The following is a 12,770-nucleotide window of genomic DNA, read 5'->3' on the forward strand; positions in this document are numbered from 1 at the left end:
ACGCCGGAGGGGCCTCATGCCTCGAAACGGGACGGGTCGCCGGCACCCACCCGCAGCACCTCGGCGCCGTCCCCGGACAGGTCGATGACGGTCGTGGGCTCGGTGCCGCACTCCCCCGAGTCGATGACGACGTCGACGACGTGGTCGAGCTCCTCCTTGACCTGCCACCCGTCCGTCATCGGCTCGCTCTCGCCGGGGAGGATGAGGGTGGAGGTGAGCATCGGCTCGCCCAGCTCCGCGAGGAGCGCCCGCACGACCGGGTGCTCGGGGATGCGCACGCCCACGGTCTTCTTCTTGGGGTGGAGCAGCTTGCGGGGCACCTCAGCGGTGGCGGGAAGGATGAACGTGTAGGAGCCGGGCGTGGCCGCCTTGACCGCCCGGAAGACCGAGTTGTCGACGTGGACGAAGTGGCCGAGCTGGGCGAAGTCCGCGCAGACCAGCGTGTAGTGGTGCTTGTCGTCGAGCCGTCGGATGTCGCGGATCCGGTCCTTGGCTGCCTGGTTGCCCATCGCCGCGCCCAAGGCGTAGCCGGAGTCGGTCGGGTAGGCGATCAGCCCACCGTCACGCAGGGTGTCGACCGCCTGCTTGATCGCGCGCGGCTGCGGGTCGACCGGGTGGACGTCGAGGTAACGGGCCATGGCTCAGTCCTCGCGCATGGTGATGGGAGTGCCGAGCTGGACGGTGCGCGAGACCGTGCAGAGCCGGTCGTGCGACTGCGCGATGGCGCGCGGCAGCATCTCGCGCGCCCTGTCGCCCTCGGGTCCCTCCGGGAAACGCAGCCGGAAGGTCACCTCGAGGTCCTGCATGTGGTTGCCCTTGACCGCGTCCTTGGCCTTCTCGCCGGCGCCCGTGACGGTGAACTCGACGGGCTCGGCCCGCTTGCTCGTGATGAAGTCGACGTCGACGGCGCTGCAGCCGGCGATGGCGGTGAGCAGGAGCTCGACGGGCGTGAAGTCGTCGGTCTCCCCGGAGCCGATGTGGATCGTCCCGCCGCGCGCGTTGGTCACGTCGAACTCGCCGTGGGAGGTGCGGTTCAGGGTGACCGAGCGGTGACCGGGGCCGGTGCCGCCGGTCTCGGGTTCGGGCGTCGTCCGTGCGGCCTGGTCGGTCATGGGCTGCTCCACTTCTCGGCGAGGGAACGCACGACCTTGATGTCGCGCGCGGTCAGGGCGGTGCCGGCGAGGCGTTCGAGCCGGGCGCCGGCGAGGCGGGCGGTGTGGTAGTCACCGGCGATCTCGAGCAGGATGTCCCGTCCCACGGGGACGCAACGTTCGGGAGTGTCCGCGTATGCCGTGAGGGCGGCCTGCGCAGACGTGCTCACCTCGCCCTTGGCGAACACCACGTAGCGGCGAGCGTCGGCATCGATCAGTGGGGCGGTCGCCTCCACCTCCTCGAGGAGGCTTTGCAGCTCGGACGGCGAGCGGACGATCGTCGGGACGTCGAACCCACGCCACTGATGCAGCAGGTCCTCCACCGCGGCCTCGACCTTGGCCGCCGAGCGCATCGACGTGGTGAGGGCGATGTTGCCGGTCTGGATGTGGGTCTGCACGTCGGTGAAGCCCGCCTCGGCGAGCCGTTCGCGCAGCTCGGCCATCGGCACCTTGTGGTGGGCACCGAGGTTGACGGCTCGAAGGAAGGCCAGGTGGCGCGGCATACGGCCGATCCTGCCAGAGCCCCGGTGGGACCCGGCCGCGCGGCTGTCACGAGGTGGCCAAGGGTGTGCATCTGCTGCCACAGTGAGGAGCATGACTGGCGCACCCCCTGTCCCCAAGGGCCGCATCGTCCTCGTCCGCCACGGCAAGACCGAGTGGAGCGAGTCCGGTCAGCACACCGGTACCACCGACCTGCCGCTCCTGGAGCAGGGCGAGGCGGACGCCGCCACCCTCGCCCCACGGCTGGCCGACTTCGACTTCGGGCTGGTGCTCTCCTCTCCGCTGCAGCGGTCACTCCGGACCGCGGAGATCGCCGGGTTCCCCTCCCCCGAGGTCGACCCCAACCTCGTCGAGTGGGACTACGGCGCCTACGAGGGGCGCACCACCAAGGACATCCGGGCCGAGCTCGGCTACGACTGGACTGTCTTCGAGGACGGTGTCGTCCCTGGCGCCAGTCCCGGTGAGACGGTCGAGGAGGTGGCTGCTCGGGCTTCGCGGGTGCTGCTGCGGGCCGCCCCGGTCGTGGCCAGCCGGGATGTCCTGCTCTTCGGACACGGACATGCCCTGCGCATCCTCGCGACGGTGTTCCTGCGCGAGCAGCCGCGCGGTGCGGCCAAGCTCCTGCTGGATGCGGGGTCCGTCAGCGTCCTCGAGTACGAGCGTGAGCAGCCCGCGATCCGGCTGTGGAACAGCCTGGGCTGACCGCTCCGGGGCGCACGCGGCATACACGAAGTGGTTCGCGAACCACACCCACTCTCGGAAACCGGATCGTTCGGGTCCACGAGCGGCAACGTGGTTCGCGAACCGCACTGGGCAGGAGGCCTCAGGGCAGCGGCCAGGTGTGCACGGGCTCGTTGGTCCCCATGTGCTCGGCATAGAGCTCGAGCATCTGGTGCAGCGCCTGACGCCGGTCCGAGCCTCGCTCCTCGAAGCGGCGCACCGCGTCGGTCTGCCACGTGGCTCCGTTGACTCCAGCCTGGCTGCGCGCCTCGATGATGCCGAGGAAGCGGTCGCGCACCGCCTGCGAGACACCCCAGTCCTCCAGGCCCTGGTGGGCGAGCGGGAGCAGGTGGCGCAGCACGAGCTCGTCGACGCCGACCTCGCCGAAGCCGGGCCAGTACAGCCGCGCATCCATGCCGTCACGGGCGCCGCGGTGGAAGTTCTCCTCGCACGCCGCGAAGCTCATCTTGGTCCACACGGGCCGGTCCGTGGTCGCGAGCTGACGCACGACCCCGTAGTAGAAGGCGGCGTTGGCCAGGGTGTCGGCAATCGTCGGGCCAGCGGGGAGGACGCGGTTCTCGACCCGCAGGTGGGGCCGCCCGTTGACGATGTCGTAGATCGGACGGTTCCAGCGGTAGACCGTGCCGTTGTGCAGCCGCAGCTCGCTGAGCTCTGGTGCCTCGCCCGCCTCGAGCTTGGCCATCGGGTCCTCGTCGGTCGTCTCCGCGAGCAGCGCCGGGAAGTAGCGGGAGTTCTCCTCGAAGAGGTCGAAGATCGAGGTGATCCACCGCTCCCCGAAGAAGACCCGGGGCCGCACTCCCTGGTTCTTGAGCTCGATCGGGCGCGTGTCCGTCGCCTGCTTGAACAGCTCGATGCGGGTCTCGGCGTGCAGCCGCTGGCCGAAGAAGAACGGCGAGTTCGCGGCGAGTGCCACCTGCACCGGCGACACGGCCTGGGCCGCGTTCCAGTGGTCGGCGAAGTCGGACGGCTGGACCTGCAGGTGGAGCTGCACACTCGTGCACGCGGACTCGGGGGCGATCGAGCTGCAGTAGGTCGCCACCCGCTCGCCCTGGGGCCCGCTGATGTCGAGGTAGATGTCCTCCCCGCGGGCGACGAAGATCGAGTCGTTGAGGGCGGTGTAGCGGTTGTTGTCGCTGATCCACTCCCCCTCGTAGTGCTCGGGCATGATCGTGGGCAGGATGCCGATCGCGACGAGGCGTGAGCCGACCTCACGTGCCTTGGCATCGGCGGCGTTGAGCGACTCGCGCAGGTCGCTCTCGAGCTCGAGCGCGGAGTCCCCCGGGAGGGGGCGTGGCAACACATTGAGCTCGATGTTGTACTGCGCGAGCTCTGTCTGGTAGCCCGGGTCGGCGATGGCTTGCAGGACCTCGGCGTTGGCGAAGTGCGGGTCGTAGTCGGCGTTGACGAGGTTGAGCTCGATCTCCAGGCCGGTCAGCGGACGGTCGAACTCGAAGGAGTGCTGGCTGAGCATGCGCTCGAACACGTCGAGGTTCTGGCGGACCTTCTCGCGGTAGCGCTGGCGCTCCTCGCGCGTGTAGCTCTGCGCACTGACCTCAGCACCCACGCCCTTCACCTCACGATCTCGTTGGTCCTGCGTGATCTGGAACGGCCCACTCAACCATCATCCGAGCACAGCGGGCGAGGGGAACGTGGCCGAATCCGCGTTTCGGTCATGGGGTGTGTCGGTGCCGCGACCTAGCCTTCGAGATGTGCGCATGATCCACACCTCCGACTGGCACCTGGGGCGGGCGTTCCACCAGGTGGGGCTGCAGCACGCCCAGTCGGCCTTCCTGGACCAGCTGGTCGAGGTGGTGAGATCTGAGTCCGTGGACGCGGTGCTTGTCTCCGGCGACATCTACGACCGGGCGCTGCCCGCTCCCGAGACCGTGCAGCTGCTCTCCGAGGCCGTCGAGAGGCTCATCGACGCCGGTGCGACCGTGGTGCTGTCCAGCGGCAACCACGACTCGGCCATCCGGCTCGGCTTCGCCTCGCGGCTGCTCGAGCGCTCCGGCCTGCACATCCGCACCGACATCGGCGACATCGGTCGCCCCGTGGTCGTGGGTGACGTCGCCATCCACCCCCTCCCCTATCTCGAGCCCTCCCTCGCTGCCGGGCCGCTGGGCACGAGCGAGCGCACCCACGCCGGTGCGCTGCGTGCCGCGATGGCACGGGTGCGAGCATCGCTGGACTCGGGTTCGCACCGCCGCTCGGTGGTGATGGCCCATGCCTTCGTCACCGGCGGCGCCACGAGCGACTCCGAGCGCGACATTGCCGTCGGCGGCGTGGCAGCAGTGCCGCCCGACGTCTTCGCGGGCGTCGACTACGCCGCCCTGGGGCACCTGCACGGCCGCCAGCAGGTGTCCGGGACGGTGCGCTACTCCGGCTCCCCCGTCGCCATGTCGTTCAGCGAGGCCTCCCACACCAAGGGTTCCTGGCTCGTCGACCTCTCGGGCGACACCCCCGTCGCTGACTTCGTCGCCGCCCCGGTCGAGCGACCGCTGATGCTGCTGCGCGGCACCCTCGACGAGCTGCTCGCAGACCGCCGGCACACAGCGGCGGAGTCTGCCTGGTGCCAGGTCACCCTGACCGACCCGATCCGTCCCCTCGGGGCCATGGAGCGCCTGCGGGTCCGCTTCCCGCACACCCTGGACCTGAGCTTCGCACCCTCCGGTTCGGTCACCACCATGAGTGCGTATGCCGCATCCCTCACCGAGCGCTCGGACCTCGACGTCTGCTGCGACTTCCTCGCCCACGTGCGGGGCGGGCACGGCGCCGATGAGGCCGAGCGCGTGCTGTTGGCCCAGGCCGTCGAGGGCGCGCGGCTGGGTCGTTCGGCCCGTGACGGTGAGGGTGGCACGTCCAACCGGGTGTCGGGGGCGGCGTGAGGATCCACCAGCTCAGCGCCACGGCGTTCGGGCCGTTCCCCGACGAGGTCACCGTCGACTTCGACGAGCTGACCTCTGCGGGGCTGTTCCTCATCCACGGTCCCACCGGCGCCGGCAAGACGAGCCTGCTCGACGCCATCTGTTTCGCACTGTTCGCCGACGTGCCGGGGCTGCGCGACAAGCGCGGCATCGTCAGTGACCACGCTGCCCCGACGGCGACCCCGTCCGTGCAGCTCGAGTTCACCTGTGGCACACGGCGGTTCCTGGTCCGCCGCTCCCCTGCCCACCTGCGGGCCAAGAAGCGCGGCACCGGCACCATCGAGACGCCAGCAACCGTCGCGCTCTCCGAGCTGCGAGGTGACTCCTGGTCGGTGGTGTCGACCCGCAACGACGAGACCGCCGAGGTCCTCCACGACGTCCTCGGGCTGGGCAAGGAGCAGTTCTCCAAGGTGGCGATGCTCCCGCAGGGTGAGTTCGCGGCCTTCCTCACCGCCAAGGACGACGACCGCCGCGCCCTGCTCGAGAAGCTCTTCGACATCACCCGGTTCGCCGACGTCGAGCAATGGCTGGTCGACCAGCGACGGATGAGCGAGGCGACCGTGAGCAGCCTTCGCAGCGGCATCGACACCGACCTCGCTCGGCTCGCGGACGTCGTGGCTGCCTCGGGTCTCGGCGGTCACGCGACTGCGCCGGAGGGCGAGTCCCACAGCTCGGGCGACGAGGGCTCAGGGCACGAGGATCGGTTGCTCCACGGGCAAGCCGCGCTGGATCCGAGCTCGCCCGAGGCCATTCGAGCCATGCTCGAGGCGACGGCTGACGACCTCGACGTGCTCGTCTCCGAGGCGATGGTGGCCCTCGACGCCGCCGTCGCCTCAGAAGGTGCTGCGGCCGCCGCAGCCGAGGACGCACGCTCTCTGCTCGCCCTGCGCCAGCGGGCACGGGTCGCCCGCAGCACCCTGGGCGAGCTCGACCGTGCCGAGGCCGACATCAGCACCGCCCGGGCCACCCACGACGCCGCCAGCCGTGCCGCCTCGGTGCGCGGGCACGTCGCGGCGATCGCCCGCGAGGCGTCCGAGGTCGAGCGCGGCTGCGATGCAGTGGACGCGGCAGCGGCGCGCGTCCGGGCGTCGGTCGCCCAGGCCACGGACCCGGCGGCACTGGTCGAGCAGCTGCAGCAGCACGACGACACCCTGCGCGAGCTCGTCCGCCTCGAGGCTGCTCGGGCGCAGCGGGCACGACAGGCGCAGGAGGACCAGGACGCGATCACGTCGGCGTCAACCGTGCTCGCCACCGCTGACGGCGACCGAGCCTCCACCCTCGAACGGGTGGCCGCCGCCGAGGCTGCCGTCGCCGACGCCCTGGAGGCCGACGCCTCACTCGCCGGGGTCGAGCGCTCCGCCGACGCAGCGCGCAGCCAGCTCCAGCTGGCTCGGCGGGTGGTCACCGACGAGGCCGCCCTGGCCCGTCTCGTGACAGACGCCGCCGACGCAAGGTCCGCCGCCCAGGATGCCCGCGACCACGAGCAGGACCTCGTCGCCCGACGCCTCTCCCAGATGGCTGCCGAGCTGGCCGAGGGCCTCGTCGACGGGGAGTCATGCCCGGTCTGTGGTGCACACGAGCACCCCTCGCCGGCCCTCTCGGGCGACCGGGTCAGCGGCCACGAGCTCGAGGACGCCCGTCTCACCCACGCGGCACTGGCCCAGGCGCACCAGCAGTGCGAGACGGTCGCGGCCAGCGCCCGTGCGCTCCTGCACGAGGCCCTGCAGGTCCTCGAGGTCCGCTCCGCTGGGGATCTCGACCTCGCCAAGCTCGAGGACGAGGCGCGGGCCGCGACCGACCACCTGTTGGCGGTGCGAGCCCGGGCCTTCCGTCGCAAGTTCGCGGACGAGGCACTGGCATCGGCGCGCGCCGAGCTCGAGCAGCTCGACCGGGCGGTCGTGCAGGCCCAGGAGTCCCTCGCCCGCGCCTCCGCCCTGGCCGAGCAGGCCCGCACGGCCGAGGCGGCCGACCTGGCGAGGGTCACCGACCTGCTCGACTCCCACTCGTCCTGTCCGTGTGCCGCTCGCAGCACCGGCACCTCGGCCGGTGACCTCTCGCGGTCGCACGAGCAGCTCACCGCGGCGGTGCGGTCCTGGCACGACGCCCAGTGCCGCCTCGACGACAGCTCCAGCCGCCACCGACTCGCCGTCGACGCCGGTGAGGCCGCTGCCACCGAGGCAGGGTTCGCCACGCTCGACGAGGCCTCGGCCGCCCTCATCGCACCGGCGGCGCTCGATCGGCTGCGCGACCGCCTGCACGACCACGACCGCGCGCGCGCCTCGATGAACGCGGTCCTCGAGGACGCCGAGGTCATCGCCGCAGAGTCGGGCCCCGAACCCGACGTGGAGGCACTGACCACCGCGGCTGCGCAGGCCCGGGCGGCTCTCCTCACGGCCCAGTCCGCCCAGACCGAGGCCAGCGGCGCCCGCCGGGCCTTCGCGGCGGTGCGCACGAGCCTGGTCGCGGGGCTCGACGCCGCCGGACCTGCGCTCACCCATCACCACCGCATCAAGGAGCTGGCTGACACCTTCAGCGGTGGCGGACTCAACAACAGCCTGCGGATGAGGCTGACCTCGTTCGTGCTGGCCGCCCGGCTCGACACCGTCGCCCGCCTGGCCAACGAGCGGCTGAGCGTCATGGGCGAGGGCCGCTACAGCCTCGAGCACAGCGATCGCCTGGCTGCCCGCGGAGCGCGCAGCGGTCTCGGCCTGCGCGTGCTCGACCAGTGGACCGGCGTGAGCCGCGAGACCTCGACCCTGTCCGGCGGAGAGGCCTTCATGGCGTCACTGGCCCTTGCGCTCGGCCTCGCCGACGCCGTGCGCGAGGAAGCCGGTGGCTTCGACCTCGGCACCCTGTTCGTCGACGAGGGCTTCGGCACCCTTGACGACGAGAGCCTCGAACAGGTCATCTCCGTGCTCGACTCCCTGCGCGAGGGCGGCCGCGCCGTCGGCGTCGTGTCCCACGTCGCCGAGCTGCGCAGCCGCATCACGAGCCAGCTCGTCGTCCGCAAGACCGCCGGCGGCAGCACGGTTGCCGTCTCCACCCCAGGGGTCGAGAGCGCCGCCTGACGTCGACGGGCCGCGTCAGTCCTCGAAGGCCTCCGGCGGAGGGCACGAGCACACGAGGTGGCGGTCGCCATAGGCACCGTCGATGCGTCGCACCGGCGGCCAGTACTTCGCCAGCGGGTCGACGCCCTGCGGGAAGGCGGCCTCCTGGCGGCTGTAGTCGACCTCCCAGTCGCCGGCCAGCGAGAGCGCGGTGTGCGGCGCGCCGCGCAGGACGCTCGTCGCGGCGTTGCCCGCGGCACCGACCGCGTCGATCTCGGCACGGATCGCGATCATGGCGTCGCAGAAGCGGTCGAGCTCGAGCTTGTCCTCGCTCTCGGTGGGCTCGACCATGAGCGTGCCCGCCACCGGGAACGACATCGTCGGCGCGTGGAAGCCGTAGTCGATGAGGCGCTTGGCGATGTCGTCGACGCTCACACCCGTCTCCTTGCTGAGCGGACGGACGTCGAGGATGCACTCGTGGGCGACGAGGCCGCCCTCACCCGAGTAGAGCACCGGGTAGTGGTCCCGCAGGCGGGCGGCGACGTAGTTCGCGTTCAGGACAGCGACCTCTGTCGCGCGACGCAGGCCCGAGGCGCCCATGAGGCGCACATAGGCCCAGGAGATCGGCAGGATCCCGGCCGAGCCGTAGGGGGCTGCTGACACCGGCCCGACGCCGGTCTCGGGACCGGCCTCGGTGTCCAGCGGGTGGTTGGGCAGGAACGGTGCGAGGTGCTCACGGCACGCGACCGGCCCGACGCCCGGGCCACCACCGCCGTGCGGGATGCAGAACGTCTTGTGGAGGTTGAGGTGGGACACGTCGGCACCGAAACGGCCCGGCTTCGCCAGACCCACCAGCGCGTTGAGGTTCGCCCCGTCCACGTAGACCTGTCCACCGGCGTCGTGCACCATGGCGCACAGGTCGGTGATGGTGTCCTCGAAGACACCGTGCGTCGACGGGTAGGTCACCATGATCGCCGCGAGGTCGTCACGGTGCTGCTCGACCTTGGCCTTGAGGTCGTCCATGTCGACGTTGCCGGTGATCGTGTCGGTCTTGACGACCACGACCTTCATGCCGGCCATGACGGCGCTGGCCGCGTTGGTGCCGTGCGCGCTGGCGGGGATCAGGCAGATGTTGCGCTCGGCATCGCCGCGCGAGCGGTGGTAGGCCGCGATGGCGAGGAGCCCGGCGAACTCACCCTGGGACCCCGCGTTGGGCTGGAGCGAGACCGCGTCGTAGCCGGTGATGTCGCACAGCCACTGCTCGAGCTCGCCCACGAGGTGGCGGATGCCCTCGGTCTGGTCCAGCGGCGCGAACGGGTGGAGGTCGGCGAACTCGGGCCACGTGATCGCGAGCATCTCGGTCGTGGCGTTGAGCTTCATGGTGCACGAGCCGAGCGGGATCATGCCGCGGTCGAGCGCGAAGTCACGGTCGGACAGGCGGCGCAGGTAGCGCAGCATCGCGGTCTCGCTGTGGTGGCTGGTGAAGACCGGGTGGGTGAGGTAGTCGGACGTGCGCACGAGCGCCGCGTCCCAGGCCGGCTCGGTGACCTCGACGTTCGAGGGTGCCTCGACGCCGAAGGCGCGGGCGACCTTGGCGAGGTCCTCGAGGTCGGTCGTCTCGTCGACCGACAGGATCACCGTGTCGGCGTCGTGCCGCCAGACGTTGACCTTCTCGGCGACCGCGGCCGCGGCGACCTCGTCGGCCCGGCCCGGCACCCGGATCGACAACGTGTCGAAGCGGTCGCCTTCCGCGACCTCCAAGCCACCCTGGCGCAGGGCCTGCGCGAGGGAGCCCGCGTGCGCCTGGATGCGCAACGCGATGGCGCGCAGTCCACGGGGGCCGTGGTAGACGGCATACATGCTGGCCATGACGGCCAGGAGGACCTGGGCGGTGCAGATGTTGGACGTGGCCTTCTCACGGCGGATGTGCTGCTCGCGCGTCTGCAGCGCCAGGCGGTAGGCCGGTGCACCGGTCACGTCGACCGAGACGCCGACGAGGCGGCCCGGCAGCGTGCGCTCCAGACCCGCACGCACGGACATGTAGCCGGCGTGGGGGCCACCGAAGCCCATGGGCACGCCGAGTCGCTGGCTGGTGCCGACCGCGATGTCGGCACCCCACTCCCCCGGCGCCGTGGCCAGGGTGAGCGCCATGAGGTCGGCTGCGGCGGTCACGAGCGCGCCGGCCTCGTGGGCGGCGTCGGCAAGAGACCGGTGGTTGCGGAGGCGGCCGTGGAGGTCGGGGTACTGGACCAGGACACCGAAGACGTCACGGCCACCGGTGGCGGAGGAGAGCTCGTCGCGCGAGGTGACCTCGGAGAGGTCGGCGACGACGATCTCGATCCCGAGAGGGCGGGCGCGGGTCTGCATCACGGCCAGCGTCTGCGGGAAGATCGCCTCGTCGACGAGGAGCACGGCGGCCTCGGGGGCCTTGCTCGAGCGGCGCATCAGGGTCATCGCCTCCGCGGCAGCCGTGGCCTCGTCGAGCAGTGAGGCACCAGCGGTGCTGAGGGCGGTGAGGTCGGAGACGACCGTCTGGAAGTTGAGCAGGGCCTCGAGCCGCCCCTGCGAGATCTCGGGCTGGTACGGCGTGTAGGCCGTGTACCAGGCGGGGTTCTCGAGGACGTTGCGCTGGATGACGGCGGGGGTGACCGTGCCGTAGTAGCCCAGCCCGATCATCGAGGTGAGGACCTGGTTGCGGGAGGCAAGCCCGCGCAGCTCCTTGACAACGGCGCGCTCGGACTCCGCGGGCACGATGCTCATGGACTCGGTGGCACGGATCGCGGCCGGAACCGCCGTCGTGGTGAGGTCGTCCAGGCTGGAGCGACCGATCGCCGCGAGCATCTCGGCGACGTCTGCGTCGCTCGGGCCGATGTGTCGCTCGGCGAAGGCGGGCAGGTCACTGGTGTGGATCGAGGTTTCAGTCATGAGGGATGAGGCTCCTGGCGCACGGACGGGCACGGGCCTCCCCTTCTGTCGCGGCGTGGGGCCGTTCCAGAGATGCCTGATCCGTGCGGTCCTTTGCGCCTGAGAGGTTCCGGGGAGTTTGCCCCTTCGGCGCCCCGGCTCCATCACGGACCGAGGACTCTCCCGCACGGTGTTTGCGGCAGGCTCAGGGTAACAAACAGCGCGTGCCCCACGGGGCACGCGCTGAAGGGGTGGGACGCGGAAGGGGTCAGGCGAGCCGGGCGGCCCGACGGGCACTGAGCTCGTCGTCGGGGTGGGCTGCCGGCACCTCGTCCGACGCGCGCTCGCTGGGGAGGTGGGACAGGTCGCCCTCGACCTCGCGCCAGACCTTGCCGACGGCGATGCCGAAGACACCCTGCCCGCCCTGCAGGAGGTCGATGACCTCCTCGTTGGAGGTGCACTCGTAGACGGAGGCACCGTCGCTCATGAGGGTGATCTGGGCCAGGTCGTCGACACCGCGGTCGCGCAGGACCTGCACGGCTCCACGGATCTGCTGCAGCGAGACACCGGTGTCGAGCAGGCGCTTGACGATCTTGAGAGCCAGGATGTCGCGGAAACCATAGAGACGCTGTGAGCCGGAACCGGCGGCACCACGCACCGACGGCTCGACGAGCGACGTGCGGGCCCAGTAGTCGAGCTGGCGGTAGGTGATGCCCGCCGCCTTGCACGCGGTCGGACCGCGGTAGCCGGTCTCCTCGTCGAACTCGGGCAGGTCGTCCGTGAACAGCAGGCCCTGGGCCGCGACGGGCACGTGCGCCCTGGGGTGTTCTTCGATGGCGTTCACGCCAACCTCCTGCTGTGACACGAGCGATGTAACTACATGGACGTCGTTCTCTGGGGCTGACGCTAGGGGTCGCGGAACCCGGGGTCAACTACCAGTCGACCCTGACCTCATGCGTGTCGTGAGCAACATGAGTAACAGTAACTCTCAACTTGACGGTTTGTCTCTCGTGTCGAAGTCGTCCGCAGACACCTGGTCGAGGAACTCCTTGAACTTCTCGACCTCGTTCTCCTCCTGCTCCTCCTCGGCCATCGCCACCCCGGCCTCGTCGAGCAGCACCTCGGTGGTGACGATGTCGACGCCGAAGCGCAGTGCGAGGGCGATGGCGTCCGAGGAGCGGGCGTCCACGCTCTGTCCTCCCCGGGCGTTGCCCCCGTCGATGTCCAGCTCGGCGTGGAAGACCCCCTCCTCGAGCTTGGTGATCCGCACCCTCGTGAGGGTGTGCCCGAGCTCGTCGAGGACGTTCTTGATGAGGTCGTGGGTCAGCGGCCTGGGCGGGACGACCCCCTGCTGCGCGTAGGCGATGGCGGCCGCCTCCGCGGCGCCCACCCAGATGGGCAGGTAACGGCTGCCGTCCCGCTCCCGGAGCAGCACGATGGGTTGATTCGTCGGCATCTCGACGCGGACACCGAGGACGTCCAGTGGCTTCACCGTTCCACCG

The 12,770-nt window shown here is 70.8% G+C and carries 10 protein-coding genes and 1 riboswitch; of the genes, 3 read left to right on the forward strand and 7 right to left on the reverse strand.

Going from position 1 to position 12,770, the window contains the following annotated elements; all coding sequences use genetic code 11:
* Positions 1 to 14: 14 nt before the first annotated feature.
* Genes ASG74_RS13130 through ASG74_RS13140 form a run of 3 tightly spaced genes read right to left on the reverse strand, consistent with a single transcriptional unit; the run spans position 15 to position 1,654 of the window.
* The gene (locus ASG74_RS13130) at positions 15 to 638 is read right to left on the reverse strand and encodes an L-threonylcarbamoyladenylate synthase (protein ID WP_056144287.1); all 624 of its coding nucleotides are present in this window, start codon (positions 636 to 638) and stop codon (positions 15 to 17) included.
* A gap of 3 nt (positions 639 to 641) precedes the next feature.
* On the reverse strand, positions 642 to 1,112 hold the full coding sequence (locus ASG74_RS13135) for an OsmC family protein (protein ID WP_082569763.1): 471 nt from the start codon (positions 1,110 to 1,112) through the stop codon (positions 642 to 644).
* On the reverse strand, positions 1,109 to 1,654 hold the full coding sequence (locus ASG74_RS13140; protein WP_056144289.1) for a DUF1697 domain-containing protein: 546 nt from the start codon (positions 1,652 to 1,654) through the stop codon (positions 1,109 to 1,111). Before ASG74_RS13140 ends, ASG74_RS13135 begins: the two co-directional genes overlap by 4 nt.
* Positions 1,655 to 1,745: 91 nt before the next feature.
* Between ASG74_RS13140 and ASG74_RS13145 the strand changes: the two genes are divergently transcribed.
* Positions 1,746 to 2,354 carry a histidine phosphatase family protein gene (locus ASG74_RS13145; RefSeq protein WP_056144292.1) on the forward strand — a complete coding sequence of 203 codons (609 nt, stop codon included), beginning with the start codon at positions 1,746 to 1,748 and terminating at the stop codon, positions 2,352 to 2,354.
* Between the two features lie 121 nt (positions 2,355 to 2,475).
* Here the strand turns inward: ASG74_RS13145 and ASG74_RS13150 are convergent, their stop codons facing one another.
* The gene (locus ASG74_RS13150; RefSeq protein WP_082569764.1) at positions 2,476 to 3,957 is read right to left on the reverse strand and encodes a glutamate-cysteine ligase family protein; all 1,482 of its coding nucleotides are present in this window, start codon (positions 3,955 to 3,957) and stop codon (positions 2,476 to 2,478) included.
* A gap of 151 nt (positions 3,958 to 4,108) precedes the next feature.
* On the opposite strand from ASG74_RS13150, the gene ASG74_RS13155 reads away from it, so the two are divergent.
* Complete coding sequence (locus ASG74_RS13155) at positions 4,109 to 5,278, forward strand: exonuclease SbcCD subunit D (protein ID WP_082569736.1); 1,170 nt, start codon at positions 4,109 to 4,111, stop codon at positions 5,276 to 5,278.
* Entirely contained in the window at positions 5,275 to 8,385 is a 3,111-nt protein-coding gene (locus ASG74_RS13160) for an AAA family ATPase (RefSeq protein WP_056144302.1), read from the forward strand. Before ASG74_RS13155 ends, ASG74_RS13160 begins: the two co-directional genes overlap by 4 nt.
* Before the next feature lie 15 nt (positions 8,386 to 8,400).
* Here ASG74_RS13160 and gcvP read toward each other — a convergent pair whose 3' ends face one another.
* The 3 genes from gcvP to ASG74_RS13175 form a co-directional block, all read right to left on the reverse strand.
* Positions 8,401 to 11,289, reverse strand: a complete 2,889-nt coding sequence (gene gcvP / locus ASG74_RS13165) for an aminomethyl-transferring glycine dehydrogenase (protein WP_056144305.1) — start codon at positions 11,287 to 11,289, stop codon at positions 8,401 to 8,403.
* A gap of 76 nt (positions 11,290 to 11,365) precedes the next feature.
* A riboswitch (glycine riboswitch) is annotated at positions 11,366 to 11,464 on the reverse strand.
* A 72-nt stretch (positions 11,465 to 11,536) separates the two neighbouring features.
* Positions 11,537 to 12,112: a MerR family transcriptional regulator gene (locus ASG74_RS13170; RefSeq protein ID WP_200942608.1), complete on the reverse strand. Its 576-nt coding sequence runs from the start codon at positions 12,110 to 12,112 to the stop codon at positions 11,537 to 11,539.
* A 144-nt stretch (positions 12,113 to 12,256) separates the two neighbouring features.
* Complete coding sequence (locus tag ASG74_RS13175) at positions 12,257 to 12,760, reverse strand: bifunctional nuclease family protein (RefSeq protein WP_056144309.1); 504 nt, start codon at positions 12,758 to 12,760, stop codon at positions 12,257 to 12,259.
* Positions 12,761 to 12,770: the final 10 nt, after the last annotated feature.

The organism is Knoellia sp. Soil729, assembly GCF_001427985.1.
Classification (GTDB): Bacteria; Actinomycetota; Actinomycetes; order Actinomycetales; family Dermatophilaceae; genus Knoellia.